Origin of the sequence: Pseudomonas putida, assembly GCF_028682395.1 — a bacterium.
GTDB classification, from domain to species: Bacteria; Pseudomonadota; Gammaproteobacteria; order Pseudomonadales; family Pseudomonadaceae; genus Aquipseudomonas; species Aquipseudomonas putida_AB.
The window spans coordinates 944,665-966,398 of sequence record NZ_JANHLC010000001.1 but is presented as its reverse complement, the minus strand read 5'-3'; the positions used below and the strand labels follow the sequence as shown (position 1 = coordinate 966,398).

Genomic DNA, 21,734 nt, shown 5'->3' with positions numbered 1-21,734 from the left:
CGGGCTGTGTGACGCCAGCTCGCTAGCAGCGCTCGTGGACGCTGCTCTTATAGAGGCAGATAAACACCAAAGGTGTTTTGGCCGTCGCCACTGTGTACAAACACATCGCCGCCATGCATCAAGGCAATGGCCTTGACGATTGCCAGGCCCAGCCCATGGTTGGCGCCGCTGTTGCTGCGCGAGGCGTCGACCCGATAGAAACGCTCGAACAGCCGGGCCAGGTGTTCATCGGCAATCCGTGGTCCGGGATTGCTGATGGCAATGGCCACCCGCGCCTGCTCGACCTGAATGCTGACGTGGATGACTGCGCCAGCCGGAGTATGGCGCACGGCATTGTTCAGCAGGTTGATCAGCGCACGGCGCAAGTGCGCCTTTTCCACACGGACCTGGGCATCGCCGCTGACCTGGACCCGAACCTGGGCGTCTTCGAGGATAAAGTCCAGGTAGTCGAGGGTCGTTGCGACTTCCGCCGCCAGCGAGCTGCTGGTCAGCGCCGTGGCCTTGCTGCCCTGGTCAGCACTGGCGAGAAACAGCATGTCATTGATGATCGAGCGCAATCGCTCCAGCTCTTCGAGGTTCGATTGCAGCACCTCGAAGTAATGCTCGGCCGAGCGCCCCCGTGTCAGGGCGACCTGGGTCTGGCCAATCAGGTTGGTCAGCGGCGAGCGCAGTTCATGGGCCACATCGGCATTGAAGGACTCCAGCCGTGAATAGGCTTGTTCGACCCGTTCCAGAGTCGAGTTGAAGGCATTGACGAACTGGTCGAGTTCCGGCGGCAATGGCGAGAGGCGCAAGCGCCCGGACAGTCTGGGTGGCGCGAGCTTTTGCGCTTCTTCGGACAGGCGGATCAACGGCTTGAGACCGATGCGTGCCACCCAGTAGCCGAGGGCCGAGGCCAGTAATACGCCCACCACGGCCAGGCTGATCAGCGCGATCAGTAGCTGATGCTGGGTCTGCCAGAAGGTTTCGGTATCGATGCCGATCAGAAAACGCAGCGCCGGGCGCTGGTCCTTGGCCGGTAGCTCGCTGACCAGTACCTTGAGCGGGAAGCGATACTCGCTCAGGCGCAGGTCACGCATGCCCAGGGGGCCGGCGGCGAATTGGCGAATCTGGGCGTCGGGCTGGCCGTACTCATAACCCGGGTCACCGCTGACCACCCAGAAGCGAATGCGCTTGTCTTCTTCGCTCAGCAGCTTGAGCTTGCTGTTGATCTTGGCCCAGTGTTCGGGCGTGCCGAAGCGGGCCAGGGTCGACTCAAGCACGCTGTAACGTGCATCGAGCTCGGCTTCGGGGAGCAGGTCCAGGCCTTTGTCGACCTGCTGGTAGAGCGCGCCACCGATCAACAGGAAGATCACCAAGGCGACCAGGCTGAACAGTCCGCTGAGCCGCAGGGCGATGGAGTTAGTCGACATGCCGGTTTTCCAGGACATAGCCCATGCCGCGAATGGTGTGCAGCAGTTTCTGTTCGAAAGGCCCGTCGAGTTTGGCCCGCAGGCGTTTGATCGCGACTTCGACGACATTCGCGTCGCAGTCGAAATTGATATCCCAGACCATTTCGGCAATGGCGGTCTTGGAGAGGATTTCACCCTGGCGCCGGGCCAGGACGCTGAGCAGCGAGAACTCCTTGGCCGTCAGCTCCAGGCGTTGCCCCGCGCGGCTGGCCTTGCGGCTGAGCAGGTCGACCCAGAGGTCGGCGATGCTGATCTGTACCGGCTCCAGCGTGCTGCTGCGGCGGGTCAGGGCTTGCAGCCGGGCAACCAGTTCGAGGAAGGAAAACGGCTTGCCCAGGTAATCATCGGCCCCCTCGCGCAGGCCGCGAATGCGATCTTCCACCCGCTCGCGGGCCGTGAGCATGATTACCGGGGTCTGCTTGCGCGCGCGCAAGGCGCGTAGCACGCCGAAACCGTCGAGCCCAGGCAGCATGACATCGAGGACGATCACCGCGTAGTCACCTTCCAGGGCCAGGTGCAGGCCTTCGATCCCGTCGCGTGCCAGGTCGACGGCGTAGCCTTGTTCGGTAAGGCCGCGATACAGGTAGTCGGCGGTCTTTTCTTCATCTTCGATAATCAGCAGGCGCATCATCGAGCCTCGACAGTCTGGCCGGCCGGTGCGGGCCGATGGAACAGCCGTTCCAGCCACAGGTAGATGACCGGCGTGGTGAACAGCGTCAGCGCCTGGCTGACGAGCAGCCCGCCGACCACGGCGATCCCCAGTGGCTGGCGCAGTTCGGCGCCGGTGCCGAAGCCGAGCATCAGCGGCAGGGCGCCGAGCAGGGCGGCGAGGGTAGTCATGATAATGGGGCGAAAGCGCGTCAGGCAGGCTTGGTAGATCGCCTCTTCGGGCGTCAGTCCGCCGGTGCGCTGGGCCTCAAGGGCGAAGTCGATCATCAGGATGCCGTTTTTCTTGACGATACCAATCAGCAAGACCAGGCCGATCAGGGCCATGATCGAGAAGTCCTGACCACACAGCCAAAGCATCAGCAGAGCACCGAGCCCGGCCGAGGGCAGGGTGGAGATAATGGTCAGGGGGTGGACAAAACTCTCGTAGAGCACCCCGAGGATGATGTAGACCGCCACCAGCGCGGCGAGGATCAGCCATGGCTGGCTGGCCAGCGAACTCTGGAACGCCTGGGCGGCGCCCTGGAAGTTGCCGCTGATGGAGGCCGGCATGCCGATTTCGTTTTTCGCCTGGTCGAGCATCTGCACCGCATCGCCCAGGGCCACGCCGGGTGCCAGGTTGAACGACAGGTTGGCCGCAGGGAACATGCCGTCATGACTGATGGACAGCGGGCCGATGGTCGGCGGGGCGACCTTGGCCAGGGCTGACAGCGGCACCATTTCACCGCTCAAGGGCGAACGCAGGTAGAAGAAGTTCAGGCTTTCGGCCTTGCCCCGTTGCTGGCTGTCCAGTTCGAGAATCACTTTGTACTGGTTGATCTCGGTCTGGAATTCGCTGATCTGGCGCTGGCCGAAGGCGTCGTAGAGCGCCTGGTCGACATCCGTGGTGGTCAGGCCGAAACGGGCGGCGGCCGTGCGGTCGATGGTGATGGCCGTGATACTGCCGCCCAATTGCAGGTCATTGGACAGATCACGGAATGCCGGATTGCTGCGCAGTTTTTCGGTCAGGCGCTGGGTCCAGGTGTTGAGGGTCGGCCCGTCGTTGCTCTTGAGCACGTACTGGTACTGGCTGCGGCTGGGGCCCGAGCTGAGGTTGATATCCTGGCCGGCGCGCAGGTAGAGAACGATGCCAGGTACTTTGGCCAGTTGCGGGCGAATGCGGTCGATAAACTCGCTGGCCGAGACATCCCGGTCACCGCGATCCTTGAGGGCGATCCAGAAGCGGCCGTTGGCAATGGTCTGGTTGCTGCCCGTGACTCCGACCGCATGGGAGAAGGCCTGCACGGCCGGATCGGCACCGACAATGGCGGCCAAGGCCTGGTGTTTGCGCAGCATGTCCGGGTAGGAGACATCGGCAGCGGCTTCACTGGTGCCCAGGACAAAGCCGGTGTCCTGTACCGGGAAGAATCCCTTGGGAATGAACACATAACCAACGATGGCCATGGCCAGCGTCAGGCCAAACACGCCGAGCATCAACCGTTGATGGGCCAGGGCCCGGCGCAGGCCGTGCTCGTACAGGGCCAGCAGGCGTTCGCCGAACCCCGGCCGGGCGTGGGCGTCATGGGCGGGGGCGCGCATAAAGAGGGCGGCGAGGGTCGGGGCCAGGGTCAGGGAGACCACCACGGAAATCAGAATGGTCGAGGTCGCGGTCAGGGCAAATTCCTTGAACAGCCGGCCGACCACGCCGCCCATAAACAGCAGCGGGATAAAGGCGGCCACCAGCGAGAGGCTGATGGAGACCACGGTAAAGCCGATCTCGCCGGCGCCCTTGATCGCGGCTTCGCGCTGACTTTCGCCGGCTTCAAGATGGCGATGGATGTTCTCCACGACCACAATCGCGTCGTCGACCACAAACCCCACCGCCACCACGATGGCCACCAGGGTCAGGTTATTGAGGCTAAAGCCCATGACATACATCAGGGCAAAACTGGCGATCAGCGACACGCCCAGCACGCTGGAAACGATCAGGGTGGCCGACCACTGGCGCAGGAACAACGCCATGACCGCGACCACCAGTAGCACGGCGATCAGCAGCGTCAGTTCCACTTCATGCAGCGAGGCGCGGATGGTCTTGGTCCGATCACTGAGGGTCGTCACCTTGACCGAGGCCGGCAGCATGGCTTGCAGGGCGGGCAGGGCCGCCTGGATGCGCTCGACGGTCTCGACGATATTGGCGCCGGGCTGGCGCGAGATCACCAGGTTGAGCCCCGGCTCGTCACCGGACCAGGCCTGGACATAGGCGTTTTCCGAGCCTTCGACGACCTTGGCGACATCCTTGAGTCGCACCGGGGCGCCGTCGCGGTAGGCGACGATGACTTCGGCGTACTCCTCGGGCTGGAACAACTGGTCGTTGGTCGACAGGGTGGAAATACTCGACGCCCCGTACAGCGCGCCCTTCGCCAGGTTGAGGCTGGTCTGCTGGATCGCCAGGCGTACATCGGCCAGGGTCAGGCCGATGGCCGCCAGCTTGTCCGGCGCCGCCTGGACGCGGATCGCGGGCCGCTGCTGGCCGGTGATATTGATCAGGCCGACGCCGTCGATCTGGCTGATCTGCCGTGCCAGCAGGGTCTCGACGTAGTCGCTGAGCTCGGTGCCGGGCATCTGCGTCGAGCTGATGCTCAAGATCAGGACCGGGCTGTCGCCCGGGTTGACCTTGCGCCAGGTCGGCAGGGTCGGCATGTCCTTGGGCAGCTTGCCGGCGGCGGTATTGATCGCGGCCTGGACTTCCTGGGCGGCGGTGTCGATGCTTTTGTCCAGGGTGAATTGCAGGGTCAGGCTGGTGGAGCCTAGGGCGCTGCTGGACGTCATCTGGGTCATGCCGGGGATGGCACTGAATTGCACCTCCAGGGGCGTAGCCACCGAGGAGGCCATGGTGTCCGGGCTGGCGCCGGGTAGCTGGGCGGTGACCTGGATGGTCGGGAACTCGGCTTCGGGCAGCGGGGCGACGGGCAGGCGTGGAAAGGCAATCAGCCCGACCAGGACCAAGGCGAATGTCAGCAGGATCGTGGCGACGGGGTGGTCGACACACCAGGCGGAAATCGAGCCGCGGCCCTTCACGGTTGCACCGCAGGATTGGCCGGCGCTTGAATGATCTCGACCTTGGCGCCCGGCTTCAGGCGTGACTGGCCGTCACTGACCAGTACGTCGCCGAGATTGACCCCGGTAATTATGGCCAGTTCGCTGTCCTGATAGCGTAGCTCGACCGGCACGCTCTCCACGCTGTCGCCCTTGACCCGATAGACGAAGTGCTGGTCCAGGCCACGCTGGACCACGATCGGCGGCACAACCAGGGCATTGCGCTCCAGGCCGGTCTGGATGCGGATATTGACCAGTTGCCCGGGCCACAGTTTCTGGCCGGCATTGGCGAACTCGGCTTTGGCCCGCAGGGTTCCGGTCGTGGCGCTGATCTGGTTGTCGATCAAGCGCAGATGCCCCTCGCCGAGCACGATCGCTGTGGCGTCGTCGGGGCCCAGAAACGCTTGGACCTTGGCCGCAGTGGGCGCCTGAAGCAGGTTCTGTAGGGTTTGCAGTTGATCCTGAGGCAGGGAGAACTCCACCCCGATGGGGTCGATCCGGGTCACGGAAAAAAGCCCCTGGGCATCGCTGGCTCGGATGAAATTGCCCTCATCCACGACCCGGATCCCAACCCGGCCCTCCAGGGGGGAACGAATCTGCGTAAACGACAGTTGGACCTGGGCCGCGGCAACGGCAGCCTGATGGCCCAGGATGGTCGCCTTGAGCTGATTGACCAGGGCTTGCTGCTGGTCGAGGGTCTGGCGCGAGATACCGTTGTCTTCACTGAGCAAGCGATAGCGCTTGAGGTCCACTTCGGCCACTTGCAGTTGGGCCTGGCTCTGGGCGAGTTGGGCACGAGCCTGTTCGAGGCTGGCGCGGATTGCCCGATCATCGATGCTGGCCAGCAGGTCGCCGATCTTGACCTGTTGCCCTTCCTTGACCGCCAGGCGGTTGAGAATCCCATCGACCTGGGGGCGGATCACCACGCTATGCAACGAGAGCACTGAGCCGATGGCGGTGAGATGCCGTGGCACATCGCGCTGCACGACGCGGCTGACTTGGATGGGAGTCGCTGCAGGCAAGGCGGACTTGGTCTGGCCCGAACGGGTCAGGCTCCACGTGGCAACGCCTGCGAGGACAATCAGAACGCTAACGGCCAGGGCCGTTCGAAGGGGAATACGCATGCGAGATGGACGCCGGTGAGCAAGAGGGTGGGCAGCTGGCCATTAGTGTCGGCGCTTTCGTTATAGCTGGGCAAACCCGTCAGCAGCGTGACCGATAACTGACAGCGCTGACAGCTAAGTGATGACATCCAAGGTAATGGATTCGTCGCTAAAGAATCCGGCGGCTCTTCGTGATAGTAAAGAAGAAGGGCGTGTTCGCGAATATTTCCTTCTCCATATATTGCGAAGTCCTACCTAATTCTCGGATTCGACTTTAATTAAAGTTGACTCTCAAGTTCACAGGAGTGCTTGAAATGAAAGTGTTGATTGCAACCTTGAGTCTGGCAACGCTGATGGGCCTGAGCGCGGTGGCCGGTGCCGCCGACCTGCAGGGGATGCTGTATTTCACCGGCAATATCATCCAGGGTGGCTGTTCGGCAGGCCGTCCTGGTGAAGAGGGCTCCGGGCAGCCTCACCGAGTGTTTGAGGTGGCGTCCGGGGTGAGCGTGCAGATCCGTCGGGTGGAGAATGCCTGTGCCGGGCACTGGCCTGTCAGTACCCGATACGTTGCACTGACGCCGCAGCGCAATCAGCCGCCCGGCGGTGTGGTGATCGTCAGCTACCGGTGAGAACCCCGGGCCGGGCAGGTATACTGCGCGCCCTTTGCGGTTTTCCTTATGTGCCCATGCGCCGGAGCTACCATGACGTCCCCTGAATCCAATTCTCTCGACCAGGCCCCGGTCGACGTACCTGCCGAGCCCGGCGCCGCACCGGCGATCGCACCGTTTCGTTTCCCCAAGGCGGCGGATTTCGCCCCGGTCAAGCAAACCACCGATCGCTGGTACCAGAAGTCCGGAAAACCGGGGGCCAAGCAGACGCCAGGCCCTGCGCCGAGCGGCACCCGTCGCTCGATGGGTAAGCGCTGATTTCTGTCGTCAAAATCCCGTCTTTTACGCAAGATTGATGGGATTATCTGCAAAGATGCTGTGTTTCGAAATATTTGCGGAGGACGTGAGCTAGATCAGTGTTCTGGATATTGGTGCGCTTAGAGTCGACGCCCTGCCGACTCTTCCCAACAATTCGAGCGCGCTTTCATGAAGATCAATCTGCCGATTACTGGTCGGAATGTGGATTTTGCCCACGACTGCAACATTCTTTCGACCACGGATCTGAACAGCGCGATCACCTATGCCAACCCTGACTTCATTAATGTCAGTGGCTATACCCGCGAAGAACTGCTTGGCTCCCCGCATAATCTGCTGCGCCATCCGGATATGCCTGCGGCGGCCTTTGCCCATATGTGGCGAACGCTCAAGGCGGGGCGTTCGTGGATGGGGCTGGTGAAGAACCGTTGCAAGAACGGTGACCACTATTGGGTCAGTGCCTATGTCACACCGGTGACCCAGCAAGGCCGGACTGTCGAGTACCAATCGGTCAGAACCAAGCCCACGGCTGCCCAGGTCGAGGCGGCAGAGCGTGCGTACAGCCATTTGCGCCAGGAGCGCCGGACGTTGTGCCAGCGCCTGCCGAAGGTTGGCCTGGGGTTCAAGGTCTGGGCCGCCGCCAGCCTCTTGTTCGGCGCTGCGCTGTTGAGCAGCCATGCACTGGCCGGACCCGCGACCTGGAACTGGACCAGCCTGCTGGTTTGGGTGGCTGGGAGCGCATTGTCGGCACTGGCCATTCGGCAATTGATGGTGCCATTGAACCGGCTGGTCAATCAGGCACGCGAGTTTGCCGATAACTCCCTGAGCCAGGCTATTTATACGGGCCGCCGGGATGAGGTCGGGCAGATCGAATTCGCCATGAAGATGCTCGAGGCCCAGGTCGGGGCGGTGGTCGGGCGAATCGGCGATGCGTCCCAGCGCCTGGCCGGACATGCGACTGAACTGGTCCGACATATCGAGAGCAGCCACGCCAGCACCCTTGAGCAACAGGCCGAGACCGATCAGGTCGCGGCCGCCATTCACGAGATGGCCGCCAGCGTCGCCGAGGTTGCGGTCAACGCCCAGTACGCCAGCGTGGCGGCCGATCAGGCCGGCAGCGAAACCCGTGAAGGCCATCAATTGGTCGGCGAAAGTCGCAGCGCGGTGATGCGCCTGGCCAGTGAGCTGGAGCGCGCAACGTCGGTCATCCACCATCTGGAGAGCCATAGCAATGAGATCTCCAGCGTTCTTGAGGTGATTCGCAGTATTGCCGAACAGACCAATTTGCTGGCGCTCAATGCGGCCATCGAGGCGGCACGTGCCGGCGAGCAGGGGCGCGGGTTCGCGGTGGTGGCCGATGAAGTGCGCGGGCTGGCCCAGCGCACCCAGCAATCGACCAATGAAATCCAGCGGATGATCACGACGCTGCAAGAGGGCGCGCGCGATGCCGTGCAGGTCATGCAGCAGAGCAGCCAGCATGCCGAAGACAGCGTGGCCCATGTGCAGCGCGCGGCCACGGCCCTGGCCGGGATCAGCGAGCGGGTCAACCGGATTACCGAGATGAGCCTGCAGATCGCTTCGGCGGTGGAGCAGCAAAGTAATGTCAGTGAAGATATCAACCGCAACATCATCGGTATCCGCAGCGCCTGCGAAGTCACGGTGGTCGCGGGGCAGCAAAGCCATATCAACTCCGGCGATGTGGCGGAGCTGGCCGATGACTTGCGCTCGTTGGCCGAAGAGTTCTGGCAGAAGCGTCACTGAGGCGCGGGCCGGTCTGACGCCGCACGGCTTCTGCGTCTAGCGCCAGGCGAGCGGCGGGCGTTCCTCGACCGGCTTTAGGCCCAGGCTTTCGTACAGTCGGCAAGCGGGCAGGTTATCGGTCATGACCCGCAGGTCGACCCAGCCTTCACCCCGTTCGCGGTAGACCTCGAAAGCCCGCAACAGCAAGGCGCGAGCCAGACCCCGACGCTGCGCCCGAGGGTGCACGACCACATCCTTGATAAACCCGCTGGTCCAGCCCTGAAGCACGGCGACCACGCCTTCGGCGTCCAGGGCGACAAAGCACAGCTGCGGCGTGTACTCGGCATCGTTGGTCAGGCCATCCAGCCAGGCCTGAAAGCCGGGCACGCTGCCTTGTCCGTCCCGATACCCCAGTTCCAGCAGCGCGTGAATGGCCGGTGCCAAGCCAGGCTCGAAGGGACTCAGTCGCACCCCGTCGGGCACCCCCTTGGGCCAGTCGCCCGGAGGGTGCCGGGCGTCGAGGCGATAGCGCAGCAGCCGGCTGCTGGGCGTTGCCGGCACTCGGCTCAGGCCTCCTGGACCGTCACGGTCCGGGCGGCCTGGATCAGGCATTTGGTCAGTTCCGGCGAGGAAAATTTGGTCAGGACCGCATTGGCCCCGGCCAGTCGTGCCTTCTCGCTGTTCATGGCGCTGTCGAGCGAGGTGTGCAGCAGGATGTAGAGATCCTTGAAGTCCGGGGTCTCGCGAATCGTGCGGGTAAAGGCGTAGCCGTCCATTTCGGGCATCTCGATATCCGAGACCACCACGTTGATTTCCTGGGCGGTACCTTGCAATTCGAGCAGGCAGGCCATGGCTTCCTTGGCACTGCGCGCGGTATGGCACTGCAGGCCAAGGTGGCGCAGGCTGATGATCGATTGCTGCAAGGCAACCTGGCTGTCGTCGATCACCAGGATGCGCGTGTGGCCGAGGACCTCGGCCTCTTCCATGGTCAGTTCATCGATGGCCACTGACATCTGCGTCGGCGCGATCCCGTGAATGACTTTTTCAATGTCGATCACCTGGACCAGTGTGCCGTCGACCTGGGTGACGCCGGTGATAAACGCTTTCGACCCCCCGGAGCCGTAGGGCGGTGGACGGATATCGGTCGTCAGGCAATGGACGATCTTGCTCACGGCCTGCACATGCAGGCCCTGCTTGGAGCGGCTGACATCCGTGACGATCAGGCAGCCGCCGTCGGGGTCCTTGAGCGGCATCTCGCCAATGGCGCGGCTCAGGTCGATCACCGACAGCGAGGCGCCGCGCAGGGTGGCGATGCCTTTGACGTTGGGGTGAGACTCCGGCAGCTTGGTCAGCGGCGGGCAGGGAATGATTTCACTGACTTTAAGCAGGTTGATTGCCATCAGCTTGCCGCTGCGCAAGGTAAACAGCAGAAGCGAAAGTGAGTCTGCGCGGGCTTTGTCGGTGGACATAAAAACCTTCTGTGTAAAAGGTGGCGGACGCGCAATGGTTGCGCCCGGCTATCGATACCGGGTTATCGACCCGATGACGGTTGGCTTTAACCCCTGTATAGCGCTGATGACTATTTAAGTCCAAGGCGCTTGGCCACGCGTCCCAGGTTGGCCCGGTCGACCCCCAGTTCACGGGCAGCGCCGGCCCAGTTCAAGTGGTGGCGCTCCAGGCAGGCGCTGATCAGTTGCCGTTGGAATTGATCGGTGGCCTGGCGCAGGTCGCCGCAGGGCTCGTCGGCGCGTGGCTCTACCTGGGGTTCGGCTGCGGGAGGCGGCGTAACGCCGGGCAGGTCCAGGTCAGCGGCACTCAGGCTCAAGACCCGCGGCCGCTCGGGGCGATTGCCCAGGGCCTTGAGCGCGCTGCGTCCGATCAGGTGTTCCAGCTCACGTACATTGCCCGGCCATGGATAGTTCAGCAGGGCAGCCTGGGCATCGCTGGTCAGGCGCAGGCTGTTGAGGCCCATGCGCGAGCGGTTCTGCTCCAGAAAGTAGCCGCTGAGCATCAGGACGTCACGACCGCGCTCGCGCAGGGGCGGGACCAGCAGGGGGTAGACGCTGAGGCGGTGGTAGAAGTCGGCCCGGTAGTGGCCCTGGCGAACTTCCTCGGCGAGGTCGCGATTGGTCGCGGCGATCAGTCGGACATCGACATGGTGCTCCTTGTCCGAGCCCAGGCGCTGTAGTTGACCGCTTTGCAGGACCCGCAGCAGTTTCGCCTGGACGGTCAGCGAGAGTTCGCCCACTTCGTCGAGAAACAGTGTGCCGCCATGGGCCTGTTCAAATTTTCCGCGGCGATCATTCACTGCGCCGGTAAACGCGCCGCGCACATGGCCGAACAGTTCGCTTTCTACCAGGGTGTCGGGCAGGGCGGCACAGTTAAGGCTGACCATCGGTTTCTCTGCCCGGGGTGAAGCGGCGTGGATGGCTTGTGCCACCAGCTCCTTGCCGACACCGGTCTCGCCGGTGATCAGTACGGTCAGGTCGCTGCCGCCGACCAGGTTGATTTCTTCGACCAGGCGCTTGTGGACGCGACTCTGGCCAATCATTTCACGCTGTTGCTGGCCGCTCGCCTGGCGATACAGTTCGGCGCGTTGGTGTTCGTTTTCCGCCCGTAGCGCCAGGCGCTCGATGCGTTCGGCGGCATTCACGGTGGCCGAGGCCAGGCTGGCGAACGCTTGCAGGGCATCGAGCTCGATCCGTTCAAAACGCTCGGGGTGCAAGGCGTCGAGGGTCAGCAATCCCCAAGGGAGTTCATCGACAAAGAGCGGGCAGCCGAGGCAGTCGTGAACCTGCAGGAACTCGTCCAGGCCATCGACCAGGCCGTCGTAGGGGTCGGGCAGTTCGCAACCGGTATCGAACCGGGTCGGGCCGCTGCTGGCGAGCAGCGCCTGGAAGCGCGGGTGCTCGCTGATCCGAAACCGTCGGCCAAGGGTGTCGGGGCTCAGGCCGTCGACGGCCAGTGGCACCAGCCATTCACCGTCCAGGCGCAGCAGCGCGGCGGCATCGCAAGGCAGCAAGGCACGCATGGCCTCCAGCAGGCGGCGATAACGCTCTCCTTCCGGCAGTTCGCGGGACAGATCGGCGACCAGGGGCAGTAGCGCAGTGAGCAGTGATTTTGCAGTCATAGTGACTCCTGTAGGTCCTAATGACTATAAATGCTAGAGGGTCTTAATGACTATTTGTTATTTAAGTTGTTGAATTATATGTGTTTTATAGTTGGCATGAAAACTGACAGGTACAAGGAGGTTAGAAAATTCATAAAGTGGGAGTGATACTCATGTTAAGCGTGCAAGATCGAGCCATCGTCAAATCGACCGTTCCATTGCTAGAAAGCGGCGGCGAAGCCCTGATCAACCATTTCTACCGGATGATGCTGTCCGAGTACCCGCAAGTCCGGCCGCTGTTCAACCAGGCCCACCAGGTCAGTGGCGACCAGCCGCGTGCCCTGGCCAATGGCGTACTGATGTATGCCCGGCATATCGACCAACTGGATCAGGTGGGTGACTTGGTTGCGAAGATCATCAATAAGCACGTTGCGCTGCAGATTCTTCCTGAACATTACCCCATTGTCGGCAGTTGCCTGTTACGAGCCATTTCTGAAGTCCTCGGCGACGAGATTGCCACCCCTGAAGTCATGGGCGCCTGGGGCGCGGCCTACAACCAACTGGCCGAGATCCTGATCGGGGCCGAGGCCGCCATCTATGACGAAAAAGCCCTGGCGCCGGGTGGCTGGAGAGGTGGGCGGGTCTTTGTGCTGGCGGCCAAGGTGCAGGAAAGCGCTGAAATTGCGTCTTTCTACTTCAAACCCCAGGACGGCGGGCCAATCATGGCCTTTGAGCCGGGTCAGTACATCGGCATGAAGTTGATCGTCAACGGCGAGGAATTGCGCCGCAACTATTCACTGTCGGCCCTGGCGGGCATCGGCAGCTACCGTATCAGCGTCAAGCGCGAGCCGGGTGGTGTGGTTTCCAATTACCTGCATGACCAGTTGCAGGAAGGTGCAACCCTGGAATTGTTCCCGCCTTCGGGAGAGTTCACCCTGACGGCCAGCGACAAGCCGCTGGTGCTGATCAGCGGTGGCGTAGGCATCACGCCAACCCTGGCGATGCTGGAGGCGGCACTGCTCACCCCGCGTCCGGTGCATTTTATCCACTGTGCGCGTAACGGCTCGGTCCATGCGTTCCGGGATTGGGTGGATTGCCTGGCCGAGCGCCATCCGCAACTCAGGCAGTTCTATTGCTATGCCGAAGACGACGGCGTCAGCCCGGCGGCGCACAAGATTGGTTATCTGTGTGAGCAGCAACTGGGAGAATGGCTACCGGCCGACCGCAACCTGGATGCTTACTTCCTCGGCCCCAAAGGTTTTATGGGCGCGGTGAAACGCCATCTGAAGGCTTTGGGGGTGCCTGAAAAGCAGGCGCGCTACGAGTTCTTCGGCCCGGCCGCGGCACTGGAGTAAAGGCCGCTCTACTGCCCCGGTATTGGCCGGCGAGGCTCACTCGCCGGTCACTGCGCGCTATCCGGCGCTCTGATGCCGGGGTTAATCGCGCTTTAATCTTTCTACGTTAATTCCTCGACACGATCGCCGCCTGCGCATTGCGCTCCATAGGCGCGTGCAGCGTGTAGACTTGCCCGCAGCCGATAGCAGCGGGCGCTGACTTATCGAAGACAACCGAGGCGAAGGGAAACAGGATGAGTGAGGAAATGGTGCGGTTGGGGCGCGAGAAGCGTTTCCTGGTGTTGTTGGGTGTGATCTGCCTGGCGCTGATCGGTGGTGCGCTGTATATGCAGATCGTGCTTGGCGAGGCGCCCTGCCCGCTGTGCATCCTGCAGCGCTATGCGTTGCTGTTGATTGCGGTATTCGCCTTTGCGGGAGCGGCGGTGCGCGGTCGCACCAGCCTGACGATCTGTGAGGCGCTGGTCGTGCTCAGTGCCATTGGCGGCATTGTCGCAGCAGGGCGTCATGTCTATATCCTGGCCCATCCGGCGGTCAGCTGCGGTCTTGATGTGCTGCAACCGATTGTCGATGGCTTGCCACTGGCCTCGGTCTGGCCGCTGGTGTTCCAGGTCGACGGCTTCTGCTCCACGCCATACCCGCCGGTGCTGGGCCTGTCCCTGGCGCAGTGGGCGCTGGTAGCGTTTGTCCTGACCGCGCTGCTGGTGCCACTGGGCATCTACCGCAACCGCAAGGCCAAAAGCTGAACTTCCAGCGGTCATCAAGACGCCCCGAATCCTCTGTATGAGGTCGGGGCGTTTTTTTGCGTAGGTGTTTTAGGTGAAGGCGATGTGATCCTCGGCAAGAAATGCTGTGATGGGTGTGCGACATATTGTCACGCGCACGTTTGTTACAACTGATTTCCGATGGCCGTGGGCGAGGGGATTTCAGGTGGTTTTTTGCCCTCTTATGGGTGTGATCGGCCTGGGTTTAAAACCGGCAGAAATGTCCGTTCGCCAAGCTCCGACGAGCGGTTTGAAGCCCCTATTTTTGTGGGCTGTAGCGATCCCGCGGAGGCTGGGGATGAACTCGGAAAGGGGGGCTGTTCGTGGCGGCTGATCGGCACGAATGAAACGCGATATCATCTGGATTGAGCGTAATAATTGTTAATCATTGTTACGGTAATCGATAAAAATTATTTCGAGATGAGACATGGTGTCTGTGGCGACAGCTATCTACAATCGCCCGCACTGAATGTCCGGCGCTGCTCACCCTGAGCACACGAGGGCGGTCGAGGGGTTGCCAAGCGGCTCCATGCGACGCCAGGTGCCGGCAACCTTCCCGATATCCGCACCAAATGGAATTGGTCTTTAGCAAGGCCATTGACCCCGAATTCGAATAAGAACTCACCGTTAATCCCGGATTTGCCGATCAGCGCCTAGCGTCGGGCAGGCCCTTATTCAATCGAAGAAAAATGCCAACCCTTGGCAGGGTGAAGTGTTGGCGATCGAAACCCAACTGCATTGCGCAAGCTGCTTTAGAGGTCGTGAGATGAGTAAAAAAAGGTACCCCGGATTCTTAGGCTTTTTGCCTCTGCTCGGCACGTTGTTGCTGTCGGGTTGCAACATGACCTTGCTCGATCCCAAGGGGCAGGTGGGCCTGGACGAACGTAACCTGATCATCACCGCGACACTGCTGATGCTGCTGGTCGTCGTGCCGGTCATTGTCATGACCTTCGCTTTCGCCTGGAAATACCGCGCCTCGAACACCAATGCGACCTACGCGCCGAAATGGTCGCACTCGACCAAGATCGAGATCGCCGTTTGGGCCGTACCGGTGCTGATCATCATTGCCCTGGGTTATGTCACCTACAAGTCGACCCACGCGCTCGACCCCTATCGCCCGCTGGAGTCGGACGTCAAGCCGATCACCATCGAAGTGGTCGCCATGGACTGGAAGTGGCTGTTCATCTATCCCGAACAAGGGATCGCCACGGTCAACAAGATCGTGTTCCCGGCCAACACCCCGATCAACTTTCGCGTGACCTCCGACACCGTGATGAACTCGTTCTTCATCCCGGGCCTGGGCGGCCAGATCTACGCGATGGCTGGCATGCAGACCAAGCTGCACCTGATTGCCAACCAGAATGCCGAGTTCGACGGTATCTCCGCCAACTACAGCGGCGCGGGTTTCACCGGCATGAAATTCAAAGCGATCGCCACCAGCCAGGAAGATTTCGATGCCTGGGTCAGTGACGTCAAGAAAGCACCTAAACAGCTTGAAAAAGCTGAATACGAAGCCCTTTCCAAGCCAAGCCAGAACAACCCTGTCGAGCTCTACGCCTCGTACGCGCCCAACCTGTTCCAGACCATCATCGACAAGTATGAAGGCATGAAACCGGGCAAGCCGATGCACCACGAGAAGCAAGACAAAGCAGTGGCCGGCATGGAAGGGATGGACATGAGTTCGCATTCAGCTGCCGGGGCAGAGGAGTAAACGATGTTTGGTAAATTAAGTCTGGACGCGATCCCGTTCCACGAGCCGATTGTCATGGTGACCATTGCCATGATCGCGCTCGGTGGTCTGGCGATTTTCGCGGCAATCACCTACTTCAAGAAGTGGACCTACCTGTGGACCGAGTGGCTGACGTCGGTCGACCACAAGAAAATCGGCGTGATGTACATCATCGTCGCCATGATCATGCTGCTGCGCGGCTTCGCCGATGCAATCATGATGCGTACCCAACTGGCCATGGCCACCGAGGGTTCGCCCGGCTACCTGCCGCCTGAACACTATGACCAGATCTTCACCGCCCACGGTGTGATCATGATTATCTTCATGGCGATGCCTTTCTTCACCGGCCTGATGAACATCGTCGTGCCGCTGCAGATCGGTGCCCGTGACGTGGCGTACCCTTTCCTCAACTCCCTGAGCTTCTGGCTGCTGGTGTCCGGCGTCGTGCTGGTCAACCTGTCCCTGGGCGTCGGCGAATTCGCCCGTACCGGTTGGGTCGCGTATCCGCCACTGTCCGAACTGGGCTACAGCCCGGGCGTGGGGGTGGACTACTACATCTGGGCGCTACAGCTATCAGGACTCGGGACGACGTTAACCGGGGTCAACTTCCTGGCGACCGTGCTGAAAATGCGTACCCCTGGCATGAAGTTGATGGAAATGCCGATCTTTACCTGGACCTGCACCTGGGCCAACGTACTGATCGTCGCTTCGTTCCCGATCCTGACCGCTACCCTGGCACTGCTGACGCTTGACCGTTACATGGATTTCCACATTTTCACCAATGAACTGGGTGGAAATCCGATGATGTACGTCAACCTGTTCTGGGCCTGGGGTCACCCCGAGGTGTACATCCTGATTCTGCCGGCGTTCGGGGTCTTCTCCGAAGTCATCTCGACCTTCTCCGGCAAGCGTCTGTTCGGCCATCACTCGATGATCTACGCCAGCGGCGCGATCTCGATCCTGGGCTTCATGGTCTGGCTGCACCACTTCTTCACCATGGGATCGGGCGCCAACGTCAACGCCTTCTTCGGCCTGGCGACGATGCTGATCTCGATCCCCACGGGGGTGAAGCTGTTCAACTGGCTATTCACCATCTACCACGGTCGTTTGCGCATCACCAGCCAGGTGCTGTGGACCCTGGGCTTTATGGTGACCTTCGCCATCGGCGGCATGACCGGCGTCCTGCTGGCCATTCCGGGTGCGGACTTTGTCCTGCACAACAGCTTGTTCGTGATCGCGCACTTCCATAACGTGATTATCGGCGGCGCGGTGTTCGGCTATATCGCCGGCTTCAGCTTCTGGTTCCCGAAAGCGTTCGGCTTCAAGCTGCACGAAGGTTGGGGCAAGGCGGCATTCGCCTTCTGGATCAGCGGTTTCTTCGTGGCGTTCATGCCGCTCTACGTGCTGGGCTTCATGGGCATGACCCGTCGCCTGAACAGCAGTACCAACCCCGAGTGGGTGCCGTACCTGCACATCGCGCTGTTCGGCGCGGTGCTGATCGCCATCGGTATTGCCTGCCAACTGATCCAGATCTACGTCAGCGTGCGTGACCGCAAGCAAAACCTCGACGTGTCGGGCGACCCGTGGAATGGCCACACCCTGGAATGGTCGACCTCTTCGCCACCGCCGTTCTACAACTTCGCCGAACTGCCGAAAGCCGACACCCTCGACGCGTTCACCGAAGCCAAGGAAAACGGTACCGCCTACCAGGCGCCGAAACGCTATGCACCGATCCACATGCCGAACAACACCGCGACCGGTGTGGTGATGGGCGCGCTGCTGACGGTCTTCGGCTTCGCCATGATCTGGCATATCTGGTGGCTGGCCATCGCTGGCCTGGCCGGTACGGTGATCTATTTCGTGATCCACGCGGCCCGTGATGACCAGGGCTACATGGTGCCGGCTGCCGAAGTCGAGCGGATCGAGAATGAACAGCGTCAGCGCTTGGTCGCTGCCAACGTGATCCCTGCCACCCGTGTCGAAACCTCGCTGGAACAGGCTTAAACCATGTCGAACTTAGTGACCAATGCTGGACACGCCCATGGTCATGACCATGGGCACGATGACCATCACCACGACTCGGGCGAGATGACCGTTTTCGGTTTCTGGCTCTACCTGATGACCGACTGCATCCTGTTTGCGTCGATCTTCGCGGTCTACGCGGTGCTGGTGAACAACGTAGCGGGTGGCCCGTCGGGCCACGATATCTTCGAGCTGCCGTATGTGCTCGGTGAAACGGCCTGCCTGCTGCTGAGCTCGATCACCTATGGCTTCGCCATGCTGGCGTTGTTCAAGGGCAAGAAAACCCAGGTACTGGGCTGGCTGGCCGTGACCTTCCTCTTTGGCCTGGGCTTTATCGCCATGGAGATCAACGAGTTCCACCTGTTGATCAGCGAAGGCTTCGGTCCGAGCCGCAGCGGCTTCCTGTCCGGTTTCTTCACCCTGGTCGGGACCCACGGTCTGCACGTGACCAGCGGCCTGATCTGGATGGCGGTGATGATGTACCAGGTCTGGAAAAACGGCCTGACTTCGACCAACACCACGCGCCTGAGCTGCCTGAGCCTGTTCTGGCACTTCCTGGATGTGGTGTGGATCTGCGTATTCACCGTGGTTTATCTGATGGGGACGATGTAAATGGCTAACGCTCATTCCAGTGATTCCAACCACGGCAGCGTCAAGTCCTACGTGATCGGCTTCGTACTGTCGGTGATCCTCACCGTCATTCCGTTTGGCCTGGTCATGTATCCCACGCTGCCCAAGGACGTGACCCTGTGGATCGTGCTGGCGTTCGCGGTGATCCAGGTCATCGTGCACCTGATCTACTTCCTGCACTTGGACCGCTCGGCAGCGCAGCGCAACAACGTGATTGCCTTTGTGTTCGCCGCGTTGGTGATCGTGCTGCTGGTCGGCCTGTCGTTGTGGATCATGTTCAGCATCCATCACGTCATGATGGCGCACTGAGGAAAATCCGGATGTCCTTAAAGCACTTTATCCAAATCACCAAGCCGGGGATCATTTTCGGTAACGTGCTTTCTGTGGCGGGCGGATTCTTCCTGGCCTCCCAGGGGCATGTCGATCTCGCCGTGTTCCTGGCGGCGATGATCGGGACTTCGCTGGTGGTGGCATCCGGTTGCGTGTTCAACAACTGCATCGACCGCGATATCGACGTGAAGATGGAGCGCACCAAGAACCGGGCGCTGGTCCAGGGGCTGATTTCCCTGAAGCTGGCGCTGGCCTACGCCACGGTGCTGGGCATCGCCGGCGTGGTCCTGCTCTGGCAGGTGGCCAATCCGCTGGCGGCACTGTTCGCGGTGATCGGCTTTGTCATCTACGTCGGTTTCTACAGCCTGTACCTCAAGCGCAAGTCCGTGCACGGCACGCTGGTGGGCAGTCTGTCGGGGGCGATGCCGCCGGTGATCGGGTATGTTGCGGTCAGCAACAGCTTCGACATGGCGGCGCTGACCCTGCTGGTGATGTTCAGCCTGTGGCAGATGCCGCATTCCTATGCCATTGCGATCTTCCGTTTCAATGACTACCTGGCGGCCTCGATTCCGGTGTTGCCGGTCAAGCGCGGGATCCGCGTGGCCAAGAAACACATCCTGCTCTACATCCTGGCCTTCCTCGTGGCGACCTTGATGCTGACCTTCAGCGGTTATGCGGGCATGAGTTACCTGGCGGTCGCGGCGGCCATGGGCATGTACTGGCTGTACATGGCCTGGACCGGCTACAAGGCAGTGGATGACAGCGTCTGGGCGCGCAAGCTGTTTGTCTTCTCGATTTTCACCATCACCGCGCTGAGCGTGATGATGTCCCTGGATTTCAAGGCACCCACCGCGTTGCTGTTGACCTACGCACACTGAGTCCGAAACGCCCCGAACAGCCCCGCCTTCTTAGGAAGTGCGGGGCTTTTTATTGCGCGCTTATTCGCCCGTTGCGGCTTTGGCGAACTCCCCAGGCGATAGGGCGAACTTGCTACGAAAAGCGGCGATAAAGGCGGAAAGCGATTCATAACCGCTGGCCAGGGCGATGTCGGTGACGCGTTCGCCGCGCTCCAGGGCCGGCAGGGCATTCAACAGGCGCATACGCTGGCGCCAGGCGCGAAAGTTCAGGCCGGTTTCCCGCAGGAAAATTCGGCTCAGGGTTTTCTGCGACACGCCCAGGGTTTCGCTCCACTGCGCCAGGGTGGTCGTATCGTCCGGATGGGTCTGCAGGCGGCGGCAAAGGGTGTGCAGGCGAGGATCCTGGGGCAGTGGCAGGCTCAGGGCTTGCTCGGGGGCAATGCTCAACTGGTCCAGCAACACCTCGACCAGGCGTGCGTGGGCACCGTCCAGGGCGTACTCGACGGGCAACTGGCTAAAGCTCTTGATCAACTCGCGCACCAGTGGCGCGATGGCCATGACTCGGCAGCGGTCCGGCGCCCACTCGGCAAAAGTGTGCTCGATATAGAGGCTGCGAATACAGGTATTGGCCGGGCAGGTGACGCGATGGCGTATGCCTGGCGGTATCCACACCGCGCGTTGCGGCGGCGCGACAAAACGCGCGCCGCGGGTATGGATTTCCAGCACCCCGCTGACGGCATAGGACAGTTGCCCCCAAGGGTGGCGATGGGCATAGGCCAGGGCGATATTCGGCAGCGCCTGGGCATGGCCGTACACCTTGCGCGGCAGGCTCTTGAGCTGGGCGAGAGGGTCCATCGCCGGATTCCTTGTTGTCTGTTTGTCGACACTCTAGAGCTTTCTGGCGTTAGTCGGAACCGTGCGAGCTGGTTATCGTGGCGGCCTTCTTGATCTTGTACTGGACTTGCCATGAAAGCCCTGCGGTTGCTCTTCGACAATTTCACCCTGGCCCTGCTGGCCGTGATCCTTGTCGCCACGCTGTTGCCCTGTGAAGGCAATGGGGCGGTGTTCTTCGAGTGGCTGACGCGCCTGGCCATTGCGCTGCTGTTCTTTATGCACGGGGCCAAGCTGTCCCGCGAGGCGATCATCGCCGGTGCCGGGCACTGGCGTTTGCACCTGGTGGTGTTTGGCTGCACGTTCGTGCTGTTTCCGGCCCTGGGCCTGGCGCTCAAGCCGCTGCTGGTGCCGCTGGTGGGCAATGATCTGTACTTGGGCATGCTGTTTCTCTGCGCCTTGCCGGCCACCGTGCAATCGGCCATTGCCTTTACCTCCCTGGCGCGGGGCAACGTGCCGGCGGCGATCTGCAGCGCTGCGGCGTCCAGCCTGCTGGGGATTTTCCTGACGCCGGTGCTGGTGCTGTTGTTGATGGAGGCTGACGGCAGCACCGGCAGCAGCCTGGACTCGGTGCTGCAGATCGTTCTGCAATTGCTGGTGCCTTTTATTGCCGGGCAGTTGGCACGACGCTGGATTGGCGCCTGGGTGATGCGTAACGGTGGCTGGCTGAAAAGCGTCGACCAGGGGTCGATTCTGTTGGTGGTCTACACCGCCTTCAGTGATGCGGTGGTCAGCGGGCTCTGGCAGTTGGTATCGGCGCAGCGCTTGTTGGGGTTGGTGGTCGCCTGTTGCCTGCTGCTGGCGCTGATTCTGTTCTGCACCCATCTGCTGGGCCGCTGGCTGGGCTTTAGCGTGGAGGACCGCATCACGCTGTTGTTCGCCGGCTCGAAGAAAAGCATGGCCACCGGGGTCCCCATGGCCCAGGTGCTGTTCGCGGGAAGCGGCATGGGCACGTTGATCCTGCCATTGATGATTTTCCACCAGATCCAGTTGATGGTCTGCGCCATGTTGGCCCAGCACTACGCGCGACGCGATGAAACCCCGTCTGCCGGTGAGCGGGCAGGCGGTTGAGGGCGAATGGGCGCACGCGGA

19 protein-coding genes and 1 pseudogene are annotated in these 21,734 nt (G+C 61.5%); 12 read left to right on the top strand and 8 right to left on the bottom strand.

Features of this window, described 5'->3' with window-relative positions; translation table 11 throughout:
- Window positions 1-47: 47 nt before the first annotated feature.
- The 4 genes from NPS46_RS04550 to NPS46_RS04535 are packed head-to-tail and all read right to left on the bottom strand — an operon-like array spanning window position 48 to window position 6,316.
- Window positions 48-1,412 carry a heavy metal sensor histidine kinase gene (locus tag NPS46_RS04550; RefSeq protein WP_274105218.1) on the bottom strand — a complete coding sequence of 455 codons (1,365 nt, stop codon included), beginning with the start codon at window positions 1,410-1,412 and terminating at the stop codon, window positions 48-50.
- Window positions 1,402-2,079 carry a heavy metal response regulator transcription factor gene (locus NPS46_RS04545; RefSeq protein ID WP_274105217.1) on the bottom strand — a complete coding sequence of 226 codons (678 nt, stop codon included), beginning with the start codon at window positions 2,077-2,079 and terminating at the stop codon, window positions 1,402-1,404. The genes NPS46_RS04550 and NPS46_RS04545 overlap by 11 nt, the downstream gene beginning before the upstream one ends.
- Window positions 2,079-5,174 carry a multidrug efflux RND transporter permease subunit gene (locus NPS46_RS04540; protein WP_274105216.1) on the bottom strand — a complete coding sequence of 1,032 codons (3,096 nt, stop codon included), beginning with the start codon at window positions 5,172-5,174 and terminating at the stop codon, window positions 2,079-2,081. The genes NPS46_RS04545 and NPS46_RS04540 overlap by 1 nt, the downstream gene beginning before the upstream one ends.
- On the bottom strand, window positions 5,171-6,316 hold the full coding sequence (locus NPS46_RS04535) for an efflux RND transporter periplasmic adaptor subunit (RefSeq protein ID WP_274105215.1): 1,146 nt from the start codon (window positions 6,314-6,316) through the stop codon (window positions 5,171-5,173). The genes NPS46_RS04540 and NPS46_RS04535 overlap by 4 nt, the downstream gene beginning before the upstream one ends.
- Window positions 6,317-6,609: 293 nt before the next feature.
- Between NPS46_RS04535 and NPS46_RS04530 the strand changes: the two genes are divergently transcribed.
- The 4 genes and pseudogenes from NPS46_RS04530 to NPS46_RS04520 all read left to right on the top strand — a co-directional run bounded on the left by NPS46_RS04530 (window position 6,610) and on the right by NPS46_RS04520 (window position 8,979).
- Window positions 6,610-6,924: a hypothetical protein gene (locus tag NPS46_RS04530; RefSeq protein WP_274105214.1), complete on the top strand. Its 315-nt coding sequence runs from the start codon at window positions 6,610-6,612 to the stop codon at window positions 6,922-6,924.
- A gap of 72 nt (window positions 6,925-6,996) precedes the next feature.
- Window positions 6,997-7,221, top strand: coding sequence for a hypothetical protein (locus NPS46_RS04525; protein WP_274105213.1), 225 nt, complete (start codon window positions 6,997-6,999; stop codon window positions 7,219-7,221).
- Between the two features lie 168 nt (window positions 7,222-7,389).
- Window positions 7,390-7,671: pseudogene (locus NPS46_RS25245) on the top strand (PAS domain-containing protein); the annotation flags it as partial.
- A 213-nt stretch (window positions 7,672-7,884) separates the two neighbouring features.
- Window positions 7,885-8,979, top strand: a complete 1,095-nt coding sequence (locus NPS46_RS04520; protein WP_425312694.1) for a methyl-accepting chemotaxis protein — start codon at window positions 7,885-7,887, stop codon at window positions 8,977-8,979.
- Window positions 8,980-9,015: 36 nt separating this feature from the next.
- Here NPS46_RS04520 and NPS46_RS04515 read toward each other — a convergent pair whose 3' ends face one another.
- The 3 genes from NPS46_RS04515 to norR all read right to left on the bottom strand — a co-directional run bounded on the left by NPS46_RS04515 (window position 9,016) and on the right by norR (window position 12,088).
- Window positions 9,016-9,570 (bottom strand): GNAT family N-acetyltransferase, encoded by a 555-nt coding sequence (locus NPS46_RS04515; protein WP_274105211.1) that lies wholly within the window; start codon window positions 9,568-9,570, stop codon window positions 9,016-9,018.
- Window positions 9,525-10,427, bottom strand: coding sequence for a chemotaxis protein CheV (locus tag NPS46_RS04510; protein WP_274105210.1), 903 nt, complete (start codon window positions 10,425-10,427; stop codon window positions 9,525-9,527). The genes NPS46_RS04515 and NPS46_RS04510 overlap by 46 nt, the downstream gene beginning before the upstream one ends.
- A 110-nt stretch (window positions 10,428-10,537) precedes the next feature.
- Window positions 10,538-12,088, bottom strand: coding sequence for a nitric oxide reductase transcriptional regulator NorR (gene norR / locus NPS46_RS04505; protein WP_274105209.1), 1,551 nt, complete (start codon window positions 12,086-12,088; stop codon window positions 10,538-10,540).
- Between the two features lie 152 nt (window positions 12,089-12,240).
- Here norR and hmpA point away from each other — a divergent pair, with 152 nt between their 5' ends.
- The 7 genes from hmpA (at window position 12,241) to cyoE (ending at window position 19,772) form a co-directional block, all read left to right on the top strand.
- The gene (hmpA, locus tag NPS46_RS04500; protein WP_274105208.1) at window positions 12,241-13,422 is read left to right on the top strand and encodes an NO-inducible flavohemoprotein; all 1,182 of its coding nucleotides are present in this window, start codon (window positions 12,241-12,243) and stop codon (window positions 13,420-13,422) included.
- Window positions 13,423-13,655: 233 nt separating this feature from the next.
- Window positions 13,656-14,165: a disulfide bond formation protein B gene (locus NPS46_RS04495; RefSeq protein WP_274105207.1), complete on the top strand. Its 510-nt coding sequence runs from the start codon at window positions 13,656-13,658 to the stop codon at window positions 14,163-14,165.
- Between the two features lie 784 nt (window positions 14,166-14,949).
- A complete protein-coding gene (cyoA, locus tag NPS46_RS04490; protein WP_274105206.1) occupies window positions 14,950-15,894 on the top strand; it encodes a ubiquinol oxidase subunit II in 945 nt (314 codons plus the stop codon).
- Between the two features lie 3 nt (window positions 15,895-15,897).
- Window positions 15,898-17,916, top strand: coding sequence for a cytochrome o ubiquinol oxidase subunit I (gene cyoB / locus NPS46_RS04485; protein ID WP_274105205.1), 2,019 nt, complete (start codon window positions 15,898-15,900; stop codon window positions 17,914-17,916).
- A 3-nt stretch (window positions 17,917-17,919) separates the two neighbouring features.
- The gene (cyoC, locus tag NPS46_RS04480; RefSeq protein WP_274105204.1) at window positions 17,920-18,546 is read left to right on the top strand and encodes a cytochrome o ubiquinol oxidase subunit III; all 627 of its coding nucleotides are present in this window, start codon (window positions 17,920-17,922) and stop codon (window positions 18,544-18,546) included.
- Window positions 18,547-18,873, top strand: coding sequence for a cytochrome o ubiquinol oxidase subunit IV (gene cyoD, locus NPS46_RS04475; protein WP_274105203.1), 327 nt, complete (start codon window positions 18,547-18,549; stop codon window positions 18,871-18,873).
- An 11-nt stretch (window positions 18,874-18,884) separates the two neighbouring features.
- A complete protein-coding gene (gene cyoE / locus NPS46_RS04470; RefSeq protein ID WP_274105202.1) occupies window positions 18,885-19,772 on the top strand; it encodes a heme o synthase in 888 nt (295 codons plus the stop codon).
- Between the two features lie 60 nt (window positions 19,773-19,832).
- Here the strand turns inward: cyoE and NPS46_RS04465 are convergent, their stop codons facing one another.
- Window positions 19,833-20,606, bottom strand: coding sequence for an AraC family transcriptional regulator (locus NPS46_RS04465; RefSeq protein ID WP_274105201.1), 774 nt, complete (start codon window positions 20,604-20,606; stop codon window positions 19,833-19,835).
- A gap of 111 nt (window positions 20,607-20,717) precedes the next feature.
- Here NPS46_RS04465 and NPS46_RS04460 point away from each other — a divergent pair, with 111 nt between their 5' ends.
- Window positions 20,718-21,713, top strand: a complete 996-nt coding sequence (locus NPS46_RS04460; RefSeq protein ID WP_274105200.1) for a bile acid:sodium symporter family protein — start codon at window positions 20,718-20,720, stop codon at window positions 21,711-21,713.
- Window positions 21,714-21,734: the final 21 nt, after the last annotated feature.

Bases quoted from the DNA above. Each gene is read 5' to 3' on its own strand.
- NPS46_RS04550 (WP_274105218.1), bottom strand. From the start codon at position 1,412: ATGTCGACTAACTCCATCGCCCTGCGGCTCAGCGGACTGTTCAGCCTG.
- NPS46_RS04545 (WP_274105217.1), bottom strand. From the start codon at position 2,079: ATGCGCCTGCTGATTATCGAAGATGAAGAAAAGACCGCCGACTACCTG.
- NPS46_RS04535 (WP_274105215.1), bottom strand. From the start codon at position 6,316: ATGCGTATTCCCCTTCGAACGGCCCTGGCCGTTAGCGTTCTGATTGTC.
- NPS46_RS04530 (WP_274105214.1), top strand. From the start codon at position 6,610: ATGAAAGTGTTGATTGCAACCTTGAGTCTGGCAACGCTGATGGGCCTG.
- NPS46_RS04525 (WP_274105213.1), top strand. From the start codon at position 6,997: ATGACGTCCCCTGAATCCAATTCTCTCGACCAGGCCCCGGTCGACGTA.
- NPS46_RS04515 (WP_274105211.1), bottom strand. From the start codon at position 9,570: ATGCCTGATCCAGGCCGCCCGGACCGTGACGGTCCAGGAGGCCTGAGC.
- NPS46_RS04510 (WP_274105210.1), bottom strand. From the start codon at position 10,427: ATGTCCACCGACAAAGCCCGCGCAGACTCACTTTCGCTTCTGCTGTTT.
- norR (WP_274105209.1), bottom strand. From the start codon at position 12,088: ATGACTGCAAAATCACTGCTCACTGCGCTACTGCCCCTGGTCGCCGAT.
- hmpA (WP_274105208.1), top strand. From the start codon at position 12,241: ATGTTAAGCGTGCAAGATCGAGCCATCGTCAAATCGACCGTTCCATTG.
- NPS46_RS04495 (WP_274105207.1), top strand. From the start codon at position 13,656: ATGAGTGAGGAAATGGTGCGGTTGGGGCGCGAGAAGCGTTTCCTGGTG.
- cyoA (WP_274105206.1), top strand. From the start codon at position 14,950: ATGAGTAAAAAAAGGTACCCCGGATTCTTAGGCTTTTTGCCTCTGCTC.
- cyoB (WP_274105205.1), top strand. From the start codon at position 15,898: ATGTTTGGTAAATTAAGTCTGGACGCGATCCCGTTCCACGAGCCGATT.
- cyoC (WP_274105204.1), top strand. From the start codon at position 17,920: ATGTCGAACTTAGTGACCAATGCTGGACACGCCCATGGTCATGACCAT.
- cyoD (WP_274105203.1), top strand. From the start codon at position 18,547: ATGGCTAACGCTCATTCCAGTGATTCCAACCACGGCAGCGTCAAGTCC.
- cyoE (WP_274105202.1), top strand. From the start codon at position 18,885: ATGTCCTTAAAGCACTTTATCCAAATCACCAAGCCGGGGATCATTTTC.
- NPS46_RS04465 (WP_274105201.1), bottom strand. From the start codon at position 20,606: ATGGACCCTCTCGCCCAGCTCAAGAGCCTGCCGCGCAAGGTGTACGGC.
- NPS46_RS04460 (WP_274105200.1), top strand. From the start codon at position 20,718: ATGAAAGCCCTGCGGTTGCTCTTCGACAATTTCACCCTGGCCCTGCTG.